The following is a 20,354-nucleotide window of genomic DNA, read 5'->3' on the forward strand; positions in this document are numbered from 1 at the left end:
AACTGATGCTCGTACCGGGCGTACCAGTTCCACACGAACAGCTCGCAGTGGACGCTGAATAAACGCTCCGTTTCGCGCTCCACCTCATCGGTCAGGGCCGGCAGCGGTTCAACGCCGGACCGGTCGAAGAGCACCAGGCGCTGGTCTTTGGAATGGCCGGTGCCGATCACCTGGACGATCAGCCTGTCGGGCTCGCAGCAAGGGCCGGCGGATAATCTTCCCAGGCGCTTCATGATTGGACCTGCGTGCAGTGGGTGCTGCGTTTCAGATCAAGGCGCAAAGGTCGGCGGGTGGCTTCCTTGCCGGTGGACTCAAGGACTTGCAGATCCTGATTGAATCCCTGTTTGTCCTGGATAAAAGAGGCTGGGTCGGCAGGGCTGAACATCACACATCCCTTGTGCTGGTTTAGTAAGGGCGGGACTGTGGATGAGTGAATACGGGATTAATGCAGGGCGGCTCGGTTTCTTGTGTGGGAAACGTGTTTTTGTTGTGTAGGATTTTTCGTTTGGCTCTTCCAGAAAAAGAACGCCTCACATTACTGCGGGGCCTTCCTTGAGATTTCGGAGCGAAACCTGGAAGCGGGGGAAAACAGACGGGAATCCTTTTCACATAGAGCACTGTCTATGAACCGAATTACTAATTACACAGCGTAACTAATGATGTTCCCATCCCCGCCTTTATCCCCTCCAGCGAACGCCATACATTGAGCTCCAACGCCTCTCCCATCATCCCGACGGGAAGGTCACTGGAGATTCCTCAATGCCTTTCGTAAGCGTGCGCATCACCCGCGATGGCGTGACCACTGAGCAGAAAGCTCAGGTGATCGCGCAAATCACTGAAACACTGGAACGTGTCCTCAACAAGCGTCCAGACCTGACCCACATCGTGATCGAAGAAGTCGACACCGATAACTGGGGTTACGCCGGGATCACCACCACTCAGTACCGCCAGCAACTGGCGCAAGAGGGGCAGTCATGACGCCGTCGGTGACCATCGATTTCGTCTCCGACGTGGTGTGCCCATGGTGCGCTCTGGGGGCGACGGCGCTGGAGCAGGCCATCGAGAACGTGGCGGGTGAGGTTTCGGTCGAGCTGACCTACAAGCCTTTCGAGCTGAACCCGAACATGCCGGCCGAAGGCGAAAAAGCCGTCGAGCACCTGATGCGCAAATACGGTCGTACCGCCCAGGACGTCGCCAATGGCAAAGCGATGCAGATCGAACGCGGCAATGCCATCGGCTTCAAGTTCGACCTCGAAAAGCGCACCCACTTCTACAACACCTTCGACGCTCACCGCTTGCTGCTTTGGGCGTTGGAGCAAGGGCGTCAGGTGGTGCTGAAGAAGATCCTGCTTCGCGCTTACTTCAGCGAAGGCCAGAACCCGAGTGATCAGCAGACGCTGGCGCGGTTGGCGGCAGAAGCCGGGTTGGACCAGGAACAGGCGAGCGAGGTGTTGGCGTCTGGCGCGTACGCCGCCGAGGTGCGTGAACTTGAGGCTTTTTACCAGCAGCGCGGCATCAATTCGGTCCCGGCCCTGGTGTTGAACGACCGTCATCTGGTGTCCGGTTCGCAATCGGTCGAGTACTACGAACAGATGTTGAGACAAATGGCGTCGGCCTCCGCCGAAGCCTGATTACTTACTTTTTCAAATCATCATTTATCAGTAGAGGTTCATCATGAGCAATTCGAAAAAAGTCGTTGTCATCACTGGCGCATCCCAAGGTCTCGGCGACGGCATGGTCAAGGCCTTCCGTGAACTCGGCTACCAAATCGTCGCCACTTCGCGTTCGATCAAGCCGTCGACCGATCCGGACATCCTCACCGTGGCCGGCGACATCGGCGAACCGGCCACCGCACAGCGCGTCATCCGTGAAGCGATCGCACGTTTTGGCCGTATCGATACGCTGGTCAACAACGCCGGGATCTTCATCGCCAAGCCCTTCACCGCGTACACCGCTGAAGACTACGCCAACGTGCTGTCCGTGAACCTCAACGGCTTCTTCTACATCACCCAGCTGGCCATCGCCGAGATGGAGAAAAACGGCAGCGGCCACGTCGTCAACATCACCACCAGCCTGGTGGACCACGCCATCGACGGCGTGCCATCGGTACTGGCCTCGCTGACCAAAGGCGGCCTGAACGCGGCAACCAAATCCCTGGCCATCGAGTACGCCAAGCGCGGTATCCGGGTGAATGCGGTATCGCCAGGCATCATCAAAACCCCGATGCACGGCGAAGAAACCCACGCCGCACTGGGCGCGCTGCACCCGGTCGGGCACATGGGCGAGATCGATGACATTGCTAACGCGGTCGTATACCTGGACGGCGCCAAGTTTGTCACTGGCGAAATCCTGCACGTCGACGGTGGTCAGAGCGCGGGTCACTAAGACCTGGGTTTTAAAGCGGTAGAAACAACAAAGCCCTCGTATTGCTGCGAGGGCTTTGTCGTGGAACCTATCCTGTCATTGAGGCGGTTGCGTGAATGGGCTGTCCGTTGGGGGCCCTGTAATCACTCGACTGCGATCGTCAATTCCGGGTTGCCGAAGCCTTTGAGTTCTGCGTTCGATTTCTCGAAATAACGGCGCCAGAAACCTTCGAGGTTCTGGATCATCTTGCCGCTGCGATAGCCGTTCTTGATTTGCGTAGGCACGAATGCCGCGCCGTGAACGTAGACCCTGGCCCCGGAAAAATCTGCCAGCAATTGCTGTTTTTCGACCTTCGCCAATTCCACGGCAGGGTTTATCTCGCGGATGCCTTTGTTGGTGTAGAAGCTGCCGAAGTCACTGTATTCGAGCATGTCGGACATCAGCAGGATGACCCGCTCGTTCACGCCTTCGGCGTTTTTGATGTCATCGCCGATGGACTTCAGGCTGAACAGGATTTCGCTGCGCGGAATGTCCGAGCTGGATTTGCCCATTGCGTTGGAAAAAGCCTTTCCGAACCGTTGGTACAACGCAGCAGACTGACCCTTCAGGCAGGCATCGAACTTTCGGCTGGCCATCATCGGTACATCGCCGAGTACGGCCGGATCGATCGGTTTTTCAAGCTCGCCGGCGAATTGCAGGCGGGTGTAGTGACCTTCCAGGTAGGCGCTGAACGAGTAAAGCCGCAGCTTGTCACCGGGCTGGATGAAGCGCTTGATGTGGCCCCAGGCGGTTTTTTGCAAGTCAGGCGTCAATGGCGTTGTCTGATCGACAACGACGGTCAGCAGGCGGCCGGAAGGTGCACTGCGAAAGTTCTCGATTTTCGCTTGGGCGTAGCAGCTCGGGACATCATTGCGCTCCGCTGCCACGAGGGCAGCGGGGGCAAATGCCAGAGCCAGGATCAGGCTCTTGAACTTCATTAAGCCTCCGACTTGTCGAGTAGCTGGAGTTTGCGGGCGCGGCGGATGACGGCGGCGTCCACGCCTTTTTTGGTGGCCACGTAGTCGATGTCGTCTTCCTCGTAGCCGGTCAGGTCGCCGAAGGCGTTGTGATCAAAGGTTGTCTGCGCAGGTGCGGCAGTCGGTGTCGGCGTCGGGGCTGCTTCAACGGCTTGGGCGACTTCGGCCACGGGGGGCTCGACCGGTGCAACAACGGCGGCGGTCGTTGGTGCCGCGTTGGGTTGGGCGTTAAAAATGCTCAGTCCGGCAAACTGCTTTTTGAAATCTGCCAGCGTCGGATCATTGTCGGCGATTTGCTCGAAACGAGGGCCGGCCACCGAGATCAGGTCGTTGATCCTTGCGTTGTCACCGGCTTCAATCGCGGCGGACAGATCTGCCACGACCTTCTTGAAGTAGTTTTCAATGACCTTGCGGCTTTCTTTGCCGAGGTTGTCGGTGACATTCTTGCGCGCCTTGGCTGCGTTCTTTTCGTCTTCCTGGGCGATATAGGACTCGAACGTGCGGTTCAACAGGTCCGAACGCAGCGCTTCCAGTTCTTTGCCGCCGACGCGGAACACCTTCATTTGCAAACCTTGCAACGTGCCCAGCGAGGCTTGGGCATCATTGGCAACCCCACGGGCTTTGTTGGCGTGGTAACGCATGAAGTCATCGGCGCTGGAGAATTTGTGCGTCCGTTCCCAGGCCTTGCGTGAGTGTGTGCCGGCAAAACCGAAGATGAAGGCCAGGTACGTCGAGCTCGCCTGGATAAAGATAAACAGACCGCTCAGTACGGCAAAGGTGACCAGCGATGCACGGTGCAACGAATCGATCTGATCTTGAGCCGATTTGTGGGTGGCACTGTCGGACAGGGCTTTCATGTCATCCGGAATCGGCACGTTGTCTGCCGCCGGGAAGTCATCTGCGGACTGCATCACTGCAGGCGGATTGGCGATCAAGTCGGATTCTTGAGCGTTGAGCGTCTCGGTACGGACCCAAAACGCGGCCACCGCCAGACCAATGATGAATACGCCATAACCGATCAGCATGGTGAAGCGCTTGGCCGGCATGTCGCCATCTTTATCCACTTTTACGCGGTTCAACATTTGTTGATAGGGCGCGCAGCTATCGTCGTCGTTGGTGTTGTCGATGGTGATGATGTGGGTACTGATCATGTCGCCGCCCGCGCCTGTGCGACGCAGGTTTTCATAAGACATGATGTTGTCGACGACGCGGTTCTTGTAGAGCGCGCGGCCGGCAAACTCGGAAAGGAACAAACCGATGATCGAGATCACCAGGCCGATGGCGAAAGCGCCGGCCAGTGCGGTGTTGGGTGTGGCCAGTGTCAGGGCAAAAGGCGCCAGCGCGAAACCGAAGGCCGTGGCCTCGATCAGCATCAGGACGATGATCAGCGTCCACAGGCCAAGGCCTTTCTCCCGCCGGCCGTCCTCCTGGATCTTGCCAAGGTAGTCCTGGCTGCGACGGAAATTGGCTTCCGAGGGCTGATGTTCCCGGTAGTACTTATCGTAGAACGAGCACAGCTCCAGCTCGGATGAAAGAAAACCGATGGGCTTGGTGTTGGTATCGCTTGGCTTTTCCTTTTCGCCGGGATGTTTGACCCAGTGGCTGATGCGGCCAAGTCCGGGCAGGCGAATACGGACTTTCATCAGCCAGTACTTGAATGACGACCAGTAGACAATCACCGGGATTGAAAGCAGGACGGTAAAGACCACCGGAATGATCACGTACCAGTATGCGGTGAAAAACGAACGGAAAATTTCGAGCATTGCGTGTCCCTCTAGACTTATCGGCGCTTCGGTGTGAACTGAGCGACGTAAGCGTCACCCTGTTTCGGGTAATAGATTTCGCCAGCGATGGCGCTGCCAGCACGCTTGTCGAAAACGATGTCCATGCAAGTCACTGGGGACTTGGACTGGTCGACGGCAAACACCCGATAAAGAATCTTGTTCTCCCCTTCATAGGTATTAGCGACGGAGAGGTATGGCTGACTCTGATGCTTTTGCGGGGTTGCGTAGTCGGTGATGAATTGCATTTTCGGCGCTTGAGCGACCTTGGCGTCGTCACGCAAAACCGCAATCGGGCCAACGGTGACGGAGTGACCGTTGACCGCAGTTGCCCAGGGCTTGCCAGTCAGGCCAGGGAAGAATTCGTTGGTCGCGAACTCGTTCAGCGGCTTGTCATCGGCCAGGTTCTTGACTTGGCCTTCGATACGGGGAAGGTCGGCAACACATGAACTCAAGGGTGCAGTCGCATTGGCGGTGCCAATCAAGGAGAAGGGCGAGCTTTTGGGTGTGATGCCCATGGCCAGGATCGAGCGAGTGTCGGTGACAGCATTACCGCCGAAGTCGACACCTCCGTCACCGCCCAGTGGAACAATGGCTGATTTGGCAGGGGAAGCCGTCGTGGAGGCAGGCGCCTGGGCAACCGGTTGTGGCACTTGCACCGCAGGCTGTTGACTCGCCGTCACGACAGGTTTGGCCGGGGTCGATTTAGCCACGGCCGGTTTGGCCTTGGCCGCAGGCGCGGTGCCATGTGCCAGGTACTTGGCGTTACTGCGCTCGCTACGGACGCGTTCAACCAGCAATTTCTCGTTGTCGATCTCGACGAATTCGACGCGACGGTTCTCGGTACGACCTTGCTCTGTGTCGTTACTGGCGAGAGGTCGAGACGCCCCGGCGCCCTGATAGTAAATGTCCTGGCGAGCGATACCGGCATCCGCCAGGATCTGGCCCACGGCACGAGCGCGTTGCTCGGACAGTTTCTGGTTGAATTCAGCCGCACCGGTCGCATCGGTGTGGCCAACCACCAGAATCTTCTTGAGCGTCTGAGGGGTTTGTTGGGGGGCTGGTTGCTTGTCGGCCAATGCTGCGGCCAGGCGCGTCAGTTTCCGCCTGCCTTCAGTGGTCAGCTCCGCAGAACCAACAGCGAACATTTCGGATGACTGCAGTTGAGCTTCAACACCCACGGACTGCACGTTCGGTGTGGCCGCAGGCTGGGCGACGTTGGCATTCAGCTCGCTGACCTGCATCACCAGGCCTTCTTCTTTTGCGACAGCCTGAAGCTTCTGCACCCGCTCGCGGTACAGCAGCGCGACGCCACACCCGGCGCCTGCGCCGATCAATGCACCTTTCTTGTAGGCATTGGCGTCGCCTTTGGTTAACGCGACGACTGCAACCCCCAGGACCGCACCCACCGCGCCACCGGCAACGCAGGCGCTTGTCCCGGAAGACTGCCCCATGTACTGATCGACGTGGGCGCAACCACTAAGGCCAACGGCAATCGCGACGGCGAGCGCTGTCGGTCTCAAAACATGATTTAAAAACATCCGAATGCCATCTCCCCATTCCATAGTCCGTCAGGCTGACGGATTTTTCTTCGGCCAATGGCCGAATGCTCCAGGCCCGAGGGGATCAAGCCCCCCTGGGTGTCTTCTGATTGTTTGAAAAAACGCTTTCCAAAGGCCCGATCTCTCGTGCCTGCGCAGCAATGTTCGAAAACAGAACGTCAAGGCCGGGCGGCATGCCCGTTGGATTTTTTGATGTGAAGGAATGCCTTCACCGTCCTGATCCAGGGTCGGTGTGGCTTTACGCTTGTCTGGGGTCTTGCGTGGTATTGCAGACGAACAGCACTAAAGCCGCGCGCATGGGGCGCAGCCGCAAGAAAATGCGTGATGCCTGGGTTGAGGCAGAAGCTCATGGGAAAAATATCCGTATAAGTGCAAGCCCTGAGGGCCGACACATCCATGTCCGTATGCCGCTGTACTCGCGAGGAGGAGTGCAGGGGAACCACCGTGGCAATGATACTGCTGTTTTGCTACGTGGTGGCACTCTGATATGCAGAAAAGCCAATGAGGTTGTGGGCAGAAGCGAGGGGGGAAGCTGGGAGGAGAGGGGGGGACAGAAACAACAAAGCCCCTGCATTTCTGCAGGGGCTTTGTTTTGTATGGTGCGGCACCAGACGAACGGTAACTTTCGGCAGGACTAGGTTTCCTGTGGTTCTGGAAGTCGGTGGAAAATTTGGCGTACCCCGACAAGTAACTATAAATAAATCAGCTAGTTATGGCTTTCTGTGGAATCAAATCCGGGATTTATAAGGCATTAGTATGCTGTCGGCCCGCATGTAAATCATCCAGTGCAGTGGCATATGGCCCGGGAAACCTGCTGAGGTTGAACGTTGCCGACTATTACTGCCATGGGTAATGGGCAGTAATCGGCCAAACAGCAGTCAATCGGATGCGTCTAGGACATATGGGGTAATTTATCGCAGGATCGGATGGTGCAACTAGTTTTCTGACTTTTTATTTGTGTTATTTATTAAGTCAGAAAACTAGAGTGGTGTAAGGCACTACGCGATGATTTTAGTAAATGTAATTGTTGTTAGGGGTGTACTCTTTTCTCTCCATGAGGTTTACTTTTTTGACCGAGTGTCCATGCTTTAAGAATTTGTAGACGAAATACCTAGAGACTTTCTCTTCGTGCGTAGAAAGAATTATTTGTTTTTCTGAGAATTCATTTCTGAGTAGTTCAACTAGAGAAGACATATTTATGTCATCCATCGTCTGCACTGGATCGTCAATAAGAATGGTAGAAAAAGATTTTGCATAAACTTTGTTCAGCGCAAGGGCTAGGGAGATCACAACGGCTGATATGTCCGGAACTCATAGTGTTTAGAATGTCATGGTCACTTTTCCAATTAGAAACAAGCCGAACATTTTTTAGCTCATCTCCTCCAGTTGGGTCTTTAATAAGAACACCTAGACCTAATCCTGCCTGATGGGCTTGAAGTATTTTTCCGGAGTAAATATAAAATGGTATTTCGATGTCAGTTATAAGTTTTTTTCTGTATTGTCTAATTTGAGTGCGTAGAGTACTCATTATCTCAGTTAGCTCTTCCCCTGATTGCTTTAATGTTAAGAATTTTTTGTCAAGCGCAGTAAGTTCCATTGCAATATTTTGGAGTGAGTTGAAATAATTTTCTTGAATATACTGCGTCTTCTGATCGGCCCAGTCTGCGATTTCGCTCGATATATGTTTGGGATCGCTAGAAAAATAGTCTCGAAAAATCCTATCAAACACATTGCCACTGTTTGCATCGTGATAATTTTCAGCTGGTGCACCAGATGCACTTCGAATACGTTCCGATAACTCGCCGACAGCGTGCTGGATATCGGCATCAGTTCGAAGTGATGGAAGGTCGACAGTTAAAAGATCTTCAAATTCTATGTTTTCACGTAGAAGCCATGCGTGTAGTTTTTGTAGTGTATCTTGATTGTCTCTTGCTCGGGCGAGATTGTTTAGGTCGTTTTCAGAGGGGGAGGGAGTTTTCTCTAGAAGGCTTTTTATTTTCTCTATCAGAGGCGCTAAATGATTTTTGTAAAAATAGTCCCTCATTGTTACTAGTAACATCGCCTGTTCATTAAGAAGCGCTTTAATTAGATTTTCATGATCAGAGACCGCCGCAGTTAGTAGATTGTGGGTTTCATATGGATGCCCACAGAATAGACAGTTTTTCTCATCAGGTAAGACTGATAGGGCCCCACTAAGGTTATTGTGATGTTTTATTATGTCGCTATAGAGCTTGTCTAAACCTGAACTCTTTTGTTCCTCTAGGAGCAGTTCGTCAAGTTTTTCATTGAATTCTAAAGGAGGTGCAGATTGCAGAACTCTAAAAAGCTCTTCAATCGTTGGTATGTCTTTGATCCGTTGGAGGTTACCGCAGGTCAATGTACTTAAAACTTGACGAAGAAAACTGTTTCTTGCGCCAAGTTCGTGAAGGTCGGTTATTTTGCTCAAAAAATTGAATGATTGTATAAAATATCGTATCGGCTCTATTCGCTGTGATGCTCTTGAGTAAGATCTTAGTCTTAAATAATCAGTTTTATGATTTATAAAAGATTTTATATGGCTAACTTCCTCAAGGAAATGACTCAGCTTTTCTTGAGATAAAATTCCTAGGTCTGCCTTATCCCATTCAGGTGTCGAATGTTTTTCCACAAGGTGAGGGAGTAAAAAAAAGTGCAGGGACTTTGAGGTGTTGGTTAAGTCGGCAATATTTGAAATATTGTAGGTTGATTTTATTTGCGATATTTTTTGCCAGGTGCCTTTTTTAATGCATCAATTTTTTTCTGTATGGAATTTAAGTGGGATAGTTTGTCTTCAGCCTTCTTTGTGTCACCGAAAAGCTGAGATAACTCCTCCGCTCGTTGCGCCTCGTTCTTGGATTTAAGAAAAATAGCAGTTTCTTCCTGTTGTATATAATGGAATAAACTGAAATCTCGAGAGAAGTTGTTGCTGTTAAGGTAGTTTCCGAGTTGTGTCGAGTCAACCGCTTGCCACTGTCCGTCAATCATTTCATAACTTTGCCAGAGTTCCTGGAATTTTGAAATTTTTCTGGCATCTCTGGGAATAGGGTCTTTAAGTTTTCTAAGTATTGCATACTCTTTTGAGTTGTCATCCTTGAACTCAAGAATTACCTCGACTTCTTGTGCTCCCTCGTGAGCAACCACAATATCTGTCGGATTTTGACGGTTTTCTAATGCAATTAGTCGCGAAATGTTGCCTGTTAACGCTAGTTCAATGGCGTCGAATACTGAGGTTTTTCCATATCCATTTGGGCCATCCATAAGAATAAGTTGATTGTCTTCAAAGTTTATTCTGTATGGGGTCGAGCCAAATACTTTGAAGTTTTTGAATGTAATTCCTTTTAGTTTAATCATGATATGTTGTTCCATGCTTCAAAGATCAGTTGCTCAGTTTTTTCTTCAGATACATTCAAGTCTAACAATAGCAGTTTGTTGTAAATAGTTCGCTGTTCAAGTGTTAGTGCTTTTTCGATGCTGATTTCTAGATCGATAAGGCTTTTTGCTTTTGGTTGATAAGAAATAAATGGTAGTTTCATGATTATTTTCATGAGCAGCGAATAGTGATTATTACGGTTCTTGGTTTGTTCTTTGAATGCGCGAAACTCATTTCCGGAGTCGGAATTTATTATGTTGTTTATAAGTTCATTCGAAAGTTTTTGAAAGGAGTGGTCGCTGCCGTAGAACTGTTCTAGACCGGTAATTTCACCTTTGGTGTAGATGATAACGTTTTTCTTAAAGTTGTAATGATCCTCCTCAAGTTGAAGCGTTAGCTCGCGTGTTGTATTCGCGGCTTCACAGCAAATAATCATTGTGCAGTTTTTGGCAAATGATTTTTTAAGGTTTTCCATGGAGCAAAATTTGTTGAAAAGTAGGTCGGCACCTTCATTAAGCAAATACTCTGTCGCATGCGCAGACTGTGTTATTGCTTCAATTACAACAAAATACTCTTCTCTGTGAGGCGCCTCTTTTGGTTCAAATAGGGAGAGTATGTATCCATCAAGGTTTTGGTTGTTAGGGACTTTGCAGTAACCATTGTTTAAAAAAATACTATCGATATGTTCACTTAGCATTTAGCTCATCCTTAGCCATCTGAATGGGTATAAGTCGTATATTCTCAAGGATGCTTTCTCTTCGCTGACGCATGTCAGCACCTACTTGATCTGGAGCTGTTGTGTGATTTCCGAGTTGGGATGGAAGTTTTGTTATAAGTGCTCCATCATAGATTAGCGTGCTTATCTCAAACAAAGCTTCTATCATGTTTGGGTTGTTAATGACTTTTCGAGCAATAATGCTCGCTGGAAATCCTGACTGAATCGTGGTTGGTAAGTAGTGCTCAGTAGGCTTTAATGTGGTGCTGTAAGTTATTTTTTTACTAGTCTTGTCGTGTTTGGATTTTTCGTAATCAATCTCGTTGAATATCTTTATAAGGACCAGAAAAACACCCTGGAGATCGGTGTTGAATGCAATTGATAAATTGTTTGATGTGTCTATATATTCGTGGGGCGAAAAGTTTCTGTGGTAGTCCCAGAGATCAATTGCGCTCAGATTGGAAAGCAAAGTGTAAATGGATCTCAAGTTGCAGACTGCACCGTTATCGAGTTCTGGCTCAGTGTAAAGCTCAGGGTATGTCATGAATTCGTCAAATTTACTTAAAAATTGATTTTTGAATTCGTAGGCAAGGTATTCGGAGCTGACGTCTTCGAAGTCATGGCTCAGAATCGATAGTATTTCATTAAATGATATCGGAATCGGAGAGCCGCCAGTGTTTTTGTGGCGCTCTATGATGTGTTTGTCCGTATACCCAAGCAAATAGTGAAAAGCATTTTTAAGCTGTTGCGGTGTGTTGGATATACCGCGATTGGAAAAGCTTAAGGAGAGTTCTTCTTTAACTTTGTTATTTATTTCATCAAGGTCGCAGCAATTTTTTCCGTCAGGGTATCCGTAGGGTTGAATTCTTTTAACGGCATCTTCAGTTATGTTTCCAATGCTTTCTAGCAACTTAACCAAGTTTTTTTCGTTTGTACCTGGGAGCGCTAGTCGTATTATTGCTGCTAATTTTTTATAGAGCCTTTGGTGCTAGCAGCCTGTTCAATTATAGTATTCCCTTCTTTTTTTTGGCAGTTCCTATATTCGGTTACAATATCGCTAAAATCGCTGGCGATAGATTCCGTGAAGGTTTTGTTCTCTTTAGGGTTAATTGGGTTCCATGTGTGTATGTACCCTTGTGCACTTTTTTCGTTATAAAGCTCGAGAGTTATTCCTACGAGTGCCTTGCTATAGGAGCTGAAACTGGAATTTTGGTAAGCTTTTACTTGGTGAAGCGATATAGGAGTGTCTTTTAATCTGACTTCGAAATCTTCAGTGTTTTCTAAAACTAGACTGTAGTCTGTAAAATCAAAGTCTGCGGCCTTTTCATTTATTAAACGCAGAGCGTAGTAAAGGGCAACTTTCCCCTGATAATTAAACCCGCTCCACGATGGAGATGCATCATGAGCCATCAGAAAACTCCAGCTTAGACTTATGGTTGAAGCCGCCGTAAGGAGCTGGGTATCGAATGCATGCCTGATCGCGTCTCCCTACGCACGATCCATACTAAGTCATTTTTGATGGCAAGACGCCACTTCTGTGACTTTGTTTACGGAGCTGAGGAGAGGGCTCTTTTTTACTCAAGAGGTCGCTTGCGTCTCTGGCTGTGATGGGAGTCCACCATTTAACCCGGTGCCTGCATGAAGTCTGAATCGACCCTGATTTTCTCGAAACGCCCGATGGCCGGTTACTGACCGTTGACTAACGTTTGAACTGCCAGGTCCTCCCTAAGCGAAGAGTGAGCAGATGCATGGTCAGCAGATAGTAATAGCGCGTCGATTCAGTGTGTTGGTTCACGTGGCAATTTAGGAACCACGCCAAATGCTTTCGCCGCCAGGTCCATGGATTATCTAGGTGCCAGCGATTAGAGATCGCTACTTGAATGGCCTTCGCCTGGCGTAGGTGACGCCGGCGTGTGGTATGCGACCCGGCCAGGAAGCCCGCCAGGAACAACTCCATATCGAATGGCTCACTCATGCTCGACCACCAATGTAAGCCGATACCACATCGATACGACCGTGCCCGAGTTCATCGCTGATTTGCACTCGTGCATTCTTATCTAGCCGTCGGTCGAGCTGATAGCAACGGCCACCGTTGACGGGCGCGGGATGATGGGTGATTTGCTCATAGCGTTCGCACGCATAGGCTGCTCGCAATTCGTGGAAGCCTTTGAGGTTGTGCTTATGGAGGATGTCACGTGCGAAGCGGACGATCCCCTGTTGAAAACCTAGGTAGCTTTCATCCGGTGCAAGCAGGTTGCGGCTACCGTCGGTCGAGACCTGTTCGGCAAACCTCAGTGCGTCACGAATATGATCATCTACCGTAATCCAGCGAGGTGCCGACGCGCCGGAGCGACCACCTTTGGTGCCATCCTGGATGTTGATCTTCCCGTATTGTTCGGACTCACGCTTCAGGCGCGGAAGGTCGGCCAAAATGGCCTCGCGCAAGCGCATTCCGGTGGCTCGCACCAACTGAGCAATTGCCGCGGCGCGAGGCATTTGGTGTTCGCAGAGCACGTCGACGATCCGCTTCACCTGTTCGCGGTCTTGGCCCTGTGGCACCGAGAGACGAACATTCGTGCGCCGCATTCCCAGCGCCTTGCTCGGACTCGGCACTTTCACATACTGATCACCGCGAAGCGCCGCCATGGTTCGGTTCACGCTGGACAATCGGTTTTGCGCGGTGGCGATGGCGAGCTCACCTTGTTCAACTTGCTGCCGCAGATGTCCGGCGTAGTCCAGCAAGGTCTGCCAATTAATCTGCCGCGCATCGTTAAACCCCGGCCCTTCCTCCGACCGACACCAGCGTACAAACGCCTGGCCAACAGCGTGCAACAGGTCGTGCTGTGTCGCGAGCTGGCTGCTGTGCTGGCCAACCCGCTGCCGTTGAACCTGCGTCATGTGGATCTGCGAGCTGTCTTGGGCGAAATCAGCGACAAGACCGGCCTGCGCTTTCGCGTTCCGGATCAGGCCTACACCAAGGTCAAGGCACCTTTTTTCTACAGCCTGGCCGCTGGATACCAAGCCATGGACAGCATGGCGCGGGTGTTCGACGTCCCGGACTTTATCTGGCAGCAGCAGGGGGACGGCGAAGTGTTCGTGGGCAGTTGGGCCGACAGCTTCTTTGGCGCCCGGGCGCCGCTGCAGTTGCCGGTCGAGCTGTTCGACGGTTACCAGGGCAACCAGAGCGCGACGATTTCAGCGCTGCCCGGGCTGCGACCAGGTGCAACTATCAACCAGGGCGAGCGAATCACCAGCGTGACGCTTTCCGGCACTCAGATGGGGATCAAATGGACGACGCAATAAAGCGCAGTGTCGAGCGACAGTTTCCGGAACTGACCGGTGGCTATCACCTGCCACGGTTTGCGCGGGTGGTGGGTATCGCCGATGCGCCCGCCGGCGCCGGTATCTGTGACGACTTCCGCCCGCGATACGCGGTCGACATTGAAGTGCTGTTGCCGAGTGGCGAAGCGGATCCCGATATGCCGGTGCTGAATGGTGTTCCGCTTCCGGTCCCCACCGGCGGCGAGGAAATGGGCGTCTACGGCTTCCCCGAAGAAGGCACCCGCGTCGTCGTGTGCTTTGCGTACGGCCTGCCGAGCAGTCCGTATATCCAGACGATCCTGCCGCATGGCCTGAGCCTGCCGAAGGTGCCCAAGGGTGACCAGGTATGGCAGCACAGTGACGCCGTGCAGCAGCGCGTCGACGCGGATGGCAACTGGACCCGACAGACTGATGGGAAGATTCGGGATCAGGCGATCGAGCGTGAGGTTGAGGCGTACGACAACCAGGAGCGGTACCAAAGTCACGTCCAGCAGGTTGAGCACCATTCGACAGAAACGGTCGGAGGTATCAAGAAAATCGAGGCATTGGGTGCGCTCAAGCTCAATTCAGCTGGCACCGCAACGATCGCCGCCCGGGACGATTTGCACCAGGCAACCGGTCGGGACTTCAACCTGGTCGTGGGGCAGAAGCACAACGCGGCTGTAGGCGGTGATATGCAGGAGCAGATCAAGGGGCTGCGTAAGAGCGTGGCCGGGATCAGTCAGCAGCTGCAGGCACCGAAGAACTGGATCGGGTCCGGGACGGTGAACCTGTTTCAGGTGGTGTGCGACGTGCTCGATCTGCTGCAGCAGATGAACAATCAATTGGCGGCTCATACGCACATACCTGGACCAACGCCGAGTCCCACTGACGCTACGGCGTTCATTGCGAAGGCAGTTAAAGCACAGATACTCGCAGCGGAGTTAAACGTAGTTACTCTTTAAAGAGATAATTTGATCGCTCTATTTATAGAGCGCCAATGATTCAGGGCTTCTTTAGGGCCTCAAAAGGGCCTCATAAGTGTCGCTATCAATTGATATCTTTTGCTATCAAAAAATAGGTATGACCGCCTGTCGGAAAAACTCACTCGGTCGTTACTCATATTTGATTAGCAAGGTGCTAAATCGAAAACGAATGATAATAGCGGGAACCCGCAAGATACTTACGCAAACACGAAGCTAATGGAGATGCTAGGCGACGAAAACGGCGAGGCCCGCGCAATGGCGGGCCTCTGTGAGCAATTTTCAGGGGATTCTCTCTCGATTCCCTTGTGGTAGGATCTCGCTCAACCACTCCTGCTTTACATCTTTGTATCTGGCGACTCAAAGGGTATGGCTAAGTGACGAAGCCGTCAACAGTGTGCTATTCGCGAAATCGCTAATTCGCACGTTAATTACGCCGCATAGTTCGAGCGTTACTTAGGTACTGTTGATGAGCTTAATCACTTCGTTGAGTGGGATATGTCTGGGACGTTGATAAGACGTTGCAGATCCCGTTAGCCCTCCGGAGAGTTCGCATATGAAGTCATTCATTAGCCGATACCTTCCTGAAGAACTGATTAGATTGTTGCAGACTGCTTATTGGTCGCTTCGTTTGATCAGAGTCCTTCAGCAAGTATAATCGGTATTAGCGGGGGCCCCAGGCCCCCGCTTTCGTTTCAGCCCTCAGATCTTCGCTATCCAAGTCGGCACCACCAAGATTGTGCGTAAGCGCACCCGTCGACGTACTCAATCCCGCTTAGGACGAAACCGGTAACTGACATCCCTGCCAGTGTCGCGTCCAAAAGGCGTGGTAACGGATCTGGGTCAAGAGGCATGCCGATTTCTACTCGAGCCACATTGGCGCTTCTGCCGAGCTCGCTGTTGCTCTCACAGTTCACCATTACATTGCCCTTTACCGCTTGATAGCGACGGCGCTCCTGTGGACTCAAAGCGACACCAAAGCGACGCATGGGGGTAACAAGCATATGCATGTGTGATGCCCACCTATTTTCCAGGTTGGTGATCAAACAAGGTTTCCACTGCATACGCGAGAGCGCCATCGGCTTGCTCTAGAAGATCGCTGAGATCATCTCTATTTATGATTTGAGCCCGATGCAAGGCATGGGCTTCACTCAGCAGCAACTTATGGTGAGCACCAGGGTGTTCGAGCAGAGACGCCTCGTCTTTGAGCATGGCTATCCACCGAGCGACTGCTGCGTCTCGATTTACCATCGTCTCAGTGTTTTTTTCGATCATCACACGCGGCCTCGAGCTTTTAGCTTACTGTATGTATAAACAGTATATTTGAGGGCGTTGTGAGGCTACAACTTCCCGACAAACGCGGAGCAATAATGGGGGGCGAAGAAATGGCAACAGAGCGCGCTCACAGTTTGCCCCATAGCCATTGGATGATCGCAAAGCCAGGCAGGGTAGCGACTGCAGCTAATAGGAGTAGCTCCCAAGGTGTCAGAAGGTGCTGAAAAGAATTGAGGTACCCACGTCGATTTCTAACATCGGTGAATCGCCACCATCGCATGCGCCAGGTGTCGAGGTAGCTTGGATGCTGTAAGCGACTTTCGACTCTGTTGAAAGCAAGAAAGCGCTTAAGGAGGGAGATCAACCAGTCGTTCGTCAGTAGGTCCGTGTTGTAGGTGAAGGTGTATAGAAGGGGTTCCTTCCTATTCTCCTCTTCGAGATTGGAAACTGGATATTCAAAAAACACCTGTATCGAACCGTCCGCCGGTGAGTGGTGAATGATGAGTTCTGAACCTCGCTCAAGGTCTAGCCGAGTGGTTTCGCCATCCGACGTTCGAGTCAACAAACCCTCGCCGGTGTACTCCGATCCAAAGCGAATGTGTACCGAGGATGCTCCTATGATGAATTCACCCAATGTATCCGGTTTGGGTGACCATTCGGGCTCTCTGACTATTAAGTAGACTCCATATTTTTCAGCCTCGAGTGCGAACGCACGAAATACCTCTACCGCTCGTTGTGCATGAATAGGCCTGTTTCTGATCATTCGATCTTTTCTGAAATCGTTAGCTTTTCTTTTGCGCGCCTCTTTTCGCCAAATTCGTTCTACGTTCATGTTTCCTCTGGCTCCTCCCCTGTTGGGTCCGATCCTATCTCGTTGGACGACGGTGGGGAACGAATCAATCAGCGAGGCTGGCTCACGTTGTGATCTATCGCCAACGATGCGAAGAAGCGACGCCGAAGAAAAAAACGTCTGAAAAAGCACTTATCCCCCTTCCGCCGACGGGCCTTGCGTCCTTTTTTTGTGCAAATCCGGATGTAGTGCAAACGAACCTTTAGCCCAGGCGGGCCGTGGGGCTCTGCAGGGGATCGGCAATTTCACAGAGTGCAAAGTTTTGAAGGGGAATGAAGCGTGGTTGCACAGCGGGGCAGAGTGCGGCCACGGAATGGGGCGCGCTGGAGTGCCCGGTTTCATTGGGCGAGAACTTCTAAAACGTGGGTTTTGGAGCGTTTTTCAGATTTGAAGCGTTCAGATGCAGCGGGTATTTGGTGATCTTTCTTCAACATCAAAACGGGTCGAAAAGCGCGTGGCGCCTAGGCCTCAATCCATTTGACCCGTTTCATTGTCTGACAGATCCCAGAAGGCAAAAGAACGACCTATTTAGTAGGTTTTTTCTTTTCCTGCTTGTTGTTTTCTTCACCGGCTACGCGTTTTCGACGACCAGTAATAAACGCCGCGACCATACTGCCGAATCCAATCGTACCGAGCGCCCCAGCCGCAATCTCTTTTCCATTCATCGCGAGATAGATAACTGCAAGTACTACGGAGACCGCGATCAGGAAGCCTAGAAGTAGGCCGATCATAATTTCCACAACGTACCAGGTGGAAAGCTTCTCATCGATTCCGATGGCGCGTTCTTCCATTTTTTGGCGGTGTGCTGTCTGGGAGGTGGTCCACTCAACGATTTTGGCCGCAAGGCCCGGTACGACGTCGTCGTAATCTCTAAGCAGACTAGGAGGGGGCAGGGGGCCTTGGAACGAGGTCGCGACAATATTTTTGCCATTGCCTGCAGGCTTCGACTCGCGTTCCACAAGGCCCTCCCTTACATCTGGATGGGTATTAACGGCACTCGTTGGTGGCTTTTTTCGCTTCGGCCGCATGCTGACGTCCATGTTCTGCTGCTTGGTAAAAATCATCGCCGATGGCTTTGACGTCAGCTTCTAGAGCTTCGTAATCACTGCGTTCGAAGTCAATACCGTTGCCTTTGTAGTGGCTGTAACCACTCGTTGGGCAAAGAACCAGGACGGAGCCAATGCCGGACAGTATGTTTTTGATCATACGATTCACGCTCGCTTCCGTTGGTTAATGGGATGGGGGGGAGCATTCTACGGATCAAATGCGTTCCCTTCAATGCTTCGACTCTCGAAACGACGAGCTGTTCGTTCTGTTTAACAGAACCAGATGGGTCGAAGCGAGTTGGAGATTAGCCGCGATTCAGCTCTCAAGCAACGTATTGCCTGTGACAATTCCTATCGTTCTCTGTAGCCCTCCAGTTTCCGCTTCACTCGTCGGCATCAACCAATCGAAGGTGAGGCAGTTCGCTCATGGTCTGCAGGCGCGTAAATTCCTTGGTCACGATCGGGATCAGCACGCGGTTCAGGGCATCACGCAACTTTGCAGCCTGGTCTTCGCTCAGCTTCTTTACTGTCCCGGTCACACTGCTGGCACACAACACATTGTCGGGATGAATGCACAAATCATCCATGGTGCCGTCGATGTAGCCCCTTAGATATTCGCCGCGCTGGAACAGAATCGAACTTTCGGGTGCTTCCTGGTAATCCCAGTGCACCTCCCAAGCCGCGCCGTTCTTGATGATTTCGATGATGGGTACTGCTGCTCGGGATGCTGTCTGACGCATGCTTTGTTCCTCGATCAGTGCGCGCCGGGGCATTTTGAAGGATAGCTATGGGATGCCCCATGAAAGTTTTTTAACCTGACCCCCAAATCCCTGTCAGACCATGGATATCTGTCAGTAAATCGTCTGGAGGCCCCGTATTTACTGGGCTGCAGATCTGACACCGAGGCTGGATGTTTGTGTCAGTTTTGCCATCTTGAATAAAAAACCTTTATAAATCAGCTACTTGAAAAGTATGAATCTGACACTGCTGCTTTGTCAGGTTTTGACAGGTCGCTGACACCTTTCTGACATCAATACAAACGGCTGAGAGCATTGATTTAGAAGGGTTAGATAGTAGTTAGATTAGTAATCTGACAAAACTGACAAGCTTTTGAGGGGTCGGCCCTAATTTTCTTCCGACTCGCATAGAGAGAACGCATACACGCTGTAACGTGATTCAGGTGCTTCAAAAAATCGACCTCTCACACAGCTTCTGATGCAGGTCTCACCCATCGCCAACTGGCAACTTTTCGATCTCGTTAAGCCTTTCTACGAGCCACTCACATGACTGGATCATCGATAGCGCGTCTAAGGTGCTGACGGCCATGTGGTTATCCAATGGATTCGAATGAGCCACTTGATTACGTAGGTGGTAAAGGCGTTTGAATGTAGATGCGATCAGAGGGCTGATGACCCCGGCGTCTACTAGGGATCTCATCAGGATGTGGGGCGCACCCCGCTTCCCTGGGAATGCGATGCCTTTACTCTCAGCCGCAGTGACCAAGGCTCTTTCCACGTCGTGCCAGGCCATAAGAATTGCTGCATGGGGAGCAGACTCAGCAAGTTGCGTGATTTCGAGGGACGGCGCGGGAGGTGGCAGTGGGGGAGCATTAGGTTCTGGCGCACTGGTCGCTAGTACCTGCTCCACCGCCTTGATCTCTGCAGAAAGGTCGATGTGGAGCTGGCCGTACTTGAAAGACCGGATTTTCGGGATCGCAGCAAGGATCGGATTCTTCAGAACCAGGACGATGGTCGTCACGGCGATTGGCCAAGCCAACGCCGAGGTGAGTGCTGCGACGAACTGCATCCAATCCATAGCTGCGCGAGTCCTTGCCTGTCCGTTGTTACGTGGCTTGTTACGTATTGCAGATAAACGAAAGGCCCGCATTGCTGCGAGCCTTTGTTTTGTATGGTGCCGGCACCAGGAATCGAACCCGGGACCTACTGATTACAAGTCAGTTGCTCTACCATCTGAGCTATACCGGCGTGTCAGGGCGACGATTATAGCGATTGGATTGGTTCTGTAAACCCCTGAATTCAGACTATTTTTGCTTTTGTGTCAGTCCGGCCCTGCG

At 51.7% G+C, this 20,354-nt stretch carries 23 protein-coding genes, 1 tRNA gene and 1 pseudogene; 5 read left to right on the top strand and 20 right to left on the bottom strand.

The window, feature by feature from the left end:
- Nucleotides 1–233, bottom strand: a 233-nt coding sequence (locus AC1Q6D_RS25165; protein WP_103405882.1) for a hypothetical protein, incomplete at its 3' end; no start/stop codon positions are given.
- Complete coding sequence (locus AC1Q6D_RS25170; protein ID WP_158249410.1) at nucleotides 230–385, bottom strand: hypothetical protein; 156 nt, start codon at nucleotides 383–385, stop codon at nucleotides 230–232. The genes AC1Q6D_RS25170 and AC1Q6D_RS25165, both read right to left, overlap by 4 nt.
- Nucleotides 386–759: 374 nt before the next feature.
- Here AC1Q6D_RS25170 and AC1Q6D_RS25175 point away from each other — a divergent pair, with 374 nt between their 5' ends.
- Genes AC1Q6D_RS25175 through AC1Q6D_RS25185 form a run of 3 tightly spaced genes read left to right on the top strand, consistent with a single transcriptional unit; the run spans nucleotide 760 to nucleotide 2,385 of the window.
- A complete protein-coding gene (locus tag AC1Q6D_RS25175) occupies nucleotides 760–978 on the top strand; it encodes a tautomerase family protein (protein WP_103405883.1) in 219 nt (72 codons plus the stop codon).
- Nucleotides 975–1,631, top strand: coding sequence for a DsbA family oxidoreductase (locus AC1Q6D_RS25180; RefSeq protein ID WP_103405884.1), 657 nt, complete (start codon nucleotides 975–977; stop codon nucleotides 1,629–1,631). Before AC1Q6D_RS25175 ends, AC1Q6D_RS25180 begins: the two co-directional genes overlap by 4 nt.
- 43 nt (nucleotides 1,632–1,674) lie before the next feature.
- Nucleotides 1,675–2,385, top strand: a complete 711-nt coding sequence (locus tag AC1Q6D_RS25185; protein ID WP_047539192.1) for an SDR family NAD(P)-dependent oxidoreductase — start codon at nucleotides 1,675–1,677, stop codon at nucleotides 2,383–2,385.
- Between the two features lie 122 nt (nucleotides 2,386–2,507).
- Here the strand turns inward: AC1Q6D_RS25185 and AC1Q6D_RS25190 are convergent, their stop codons facing one another.
- From AC1Q6D_RS25190 to AC1Q6D_RS25235, 10 genes and pseudogenes are all read right to left on the bottom strand, one after another.
- Entirely contained in the window at nucleotides 2,508–3,341 is an 834-nt protein-coding gene (locus tag AC1Q6D_RS25190) for a hypothetical protein (RefSeq protein ID WP_256590352.1), read from the bottom strand.
- A complete protein-coding gene (locus tag AC1Q6D_RS25195; RefSeq protein ID WP_103405885.1) occupies nucleotides 3,341–5,143 on the bottom strand; it encodes a hypothetical protein in 1,803 nt (600 codons plus the stop codon). The genes AC1Q6D_RS25190 and AC1Q6D_RS25195 overlap by 1 nt, the downstream gene beginning before the upstream one ends.
- Nucleotides 5,144–5,160: 17 nt before the next feature.
- Nucleotides 5,161–6,702 carry an OmpA family protein gene (locus AC1Q6D_RS25200; protein WP_158249411.1) on the bottom strand — a complete coding sequence of 514 codons (1,542 nt, stop codon included), beginning with the start codon at nucleotides 6,700–6,702 and terminating at the stop codon, nucleotides 5,161–5,163.
- Nucleotides 6,703–7,948: 1,246 nt separating this feature from the next.
- Nucleotides 7,949–9,169 (bottom strand): hypothetical protein, encoded by a 1,221-nt coding sequence (locus AC1Q6D_RS25205; RefSeq protein ID WP_178083152.1) that lies wholly within the window; start codon nucleotides 9,167–9,169, stop codon nucleotides 7,949–7,951.
- Between the two features lie 281 nt (nucleotides 9,170–9,450).
- Nucleotides 9,451–10,092 (bottom strand): ATP-binding protein, encoded by a 642-nt coding sequence (locus AC1Q6D_RS25210; protein ID WP_178083153.1) that lies wholly within the window; start codon nucleotides 10,090–10,092, stop codon nucleotides 9,451–9,453.
- Nucleotides 10,089–10,808 carry an ABC-three component system middle component 1 gene (locus tag AC1Q6D_RS25215; protein WP_103405887.1) on the bottom strand — a complete coding sequence of 240 codons (720 nt, stop codon included), beginning with the start codon at nucleotides 10,806–10,808 and terminating at the stop codon, nucleotides 10,089–10,091. Before AC1Q6D_RS25215 ends, AC1Q6D_RS25210 begins: the two co-directional genes overlap by 4 nt.
- Complete coding sequence (locus AC1Q6D_RS25220) at nucleotides 10,798–11,745, bottom strand: ABC-three component system protein (protein ID WP_256590353.1); 948 nt, start codon at nucleotides 11,743–11,745, stop codon at nucleotides 10,798–10,800. Before AC1Q6D_RS25220 ends, AC1Q6D_RS25215 begins: the two co-directional genes overlap by 11 nt.
- Before the next feature lie 44 nt (nucleotides 11,746–11,789).
- Entirely contained in the window at nucleotides 11,790–12,236 is a 447-nt protein-coding gene (locus AC1Q6D_RS25225; protein WP_256590354.1) for a hypothetical protein, read from the bottom strand.
- A gap of 289 nt (nucleotides 12,237–12,525) precedes the next feature.
- Nucleotides 12,526–12,801, bottom strand: a complete 276-nt coding sequence (locus AC1Q6D_RS25230; protein ID WP_029529272.1) for a hypothetical protein — start codon at nucleotides 12,799–12,801, stop codon at nucleotides 12,526–12,528.
- Nucleotides 12,798–13,643, bottom strand: a pseudogene (locus AC1Q6D_RS25235) (integrase domain-containing protein); the annotation flags it as partial. The pseudogene AC1Q6D_RS25235 and the gene AC1Q6D_RS25230, both read right to left, overlap by 4 nt.
- Here AC1Q6D_RS25235 and AC1Q6D_RS25240 point away from each other — a divergent pair.
- Nucleotides 13,527–14,129: a hypothetical protein gene (locus AC1Q6D_RS25240; protein WP_371919931.1), complete on the top strand. Its 603-nt coding sequence runs from the start codon at nucleotides 13,527–13,529 to the stop codon at nucleotides 14,127–14,129. The pseudogene AC1Q6D_RS25235 and the gene AC1Q6D_RS25240 sit on opposite strands and share 117 nt — an antisense overlap.
- Nucleotides 14,114–15,091 carry a hypothetical protein gene (locus AC1Q6D_RS25245; protein WP_103405888.1) on the top strand — a complete coding sequence of 326 codons (978 nt, stop codon included), beginning with the start codon at nucleotides 14,114–14,116 and terminating at the stop codon, nucleotides 15,089–15,091. The genes AC1Q6D_RS25240 and AC1Q6D_RS25245 overlap by 16 nt, the downstream gene beginning before the upstream one ends.
- 731 nt (nucleotides 15,092–15,822) lie before the next feature.
- On the opposite strand, the gene AC1Q6D_RS25250 is transcribed toward AC1Q6D_RS25245, so the two are convergent.
- From AC1Q6D_RS25250 to AC1Q6D_RS25285, 8 genes are all read right to left on the bottom strand, one after another.
- Nucleotides 15,823–16,119 (bottom strand): hypothetical protein, encoded by a 297-nt coding sequence (locus AC1Q6D_RS25250; RefSeq protein WP_103405889.1) that lies wholly within the window; start codon nucleotides 16,117–16,119, stop codon nucleotides 15,823–15,825.
- A 13-nt stretch (nucleotides 16,120–16,132) separates the two neighbouring features.
- Entirely contained in the window at nucleotides 16,133–16,321 is a 189-nt protein-coding gene (locus AC1Q6D_RS25255; RefSeq protein ID WP_371919932.1) for a hypothetical protein, read from the bottom strand.
- 190 nt (nucleotides 16,322–16,511) lie between these two features.
- Complete coding sequence (locus tag AC1Q6D_RS25260; RefSeq protein WP_103405890.1) at nucleotides 16,512–17,216, bottom strand: hypothetical protein; 705 nt, start codon at nucleotides 17,214–17,216, stop codon at nucleotides 16,512–16,514.
- 542 nt (nucleotides 17,217–17,758) lie between these two features.
- Entirely contained in the window at nucleotides 17,759–18,193 is a 435-nt protein-coding gene (locus AC1Q6D_RS25265) for a DUF2335 domain-containing protein (protein WP_103405891.1), read from the bottom strand.
- Between the two features lie 28 nt (nucleotides 18,194–18,221).
- A complete protein-coding gene (locus AC1Q6D_RS25270) occupies nucleotides 18,222–18,449 on the bottom strand; it encodes a hypothetical protein (RefSeq protein ID WP_178083154.1) in 228 nt (75 codons plus the stop codon).
- A gap of 214 nt (nucleotides 18,450–18,663) precedes the next feature.
- Nucleotides 18,664–19,020, bottom strand: coding sequence for a hypothetical protein (locus AC1Q6D_RS25275; protein WP_103405893.1), 357 nt, complete (start codon nucleotides 19,018–19,020; stop codon nucleotides 18,664–18,666).
- Nucleotides 19,021–19,504: 484 nt separating this feature from the next.
- The gene (locus AC1Q6D_RS25280; RefSeq protein ID WP_103405894.1) at nucleotides 19,505–20,095 is read right to left on the bottom strand and encodes a hypothetical protein; all 591 of its coding nucleotides are present in this window, start codon (nucleotides 20,093–20,095) and stop codon (nucleotides 19,505–19,507) included.
- 94 nt (nucleotides 20,096–20,189) lie between these two features.
- Nucleotides 20,190–20,265, bottom strand: a tRNA-Thr gene (locus tag AC1Q6D_RS25285).
- Nucleotides 20,266–20,354 lie beyond the last annotated feature (89 nt).

It is taken from the genome of Pseudomonas sp. MT92 (genome assembly GCF_058792515.1).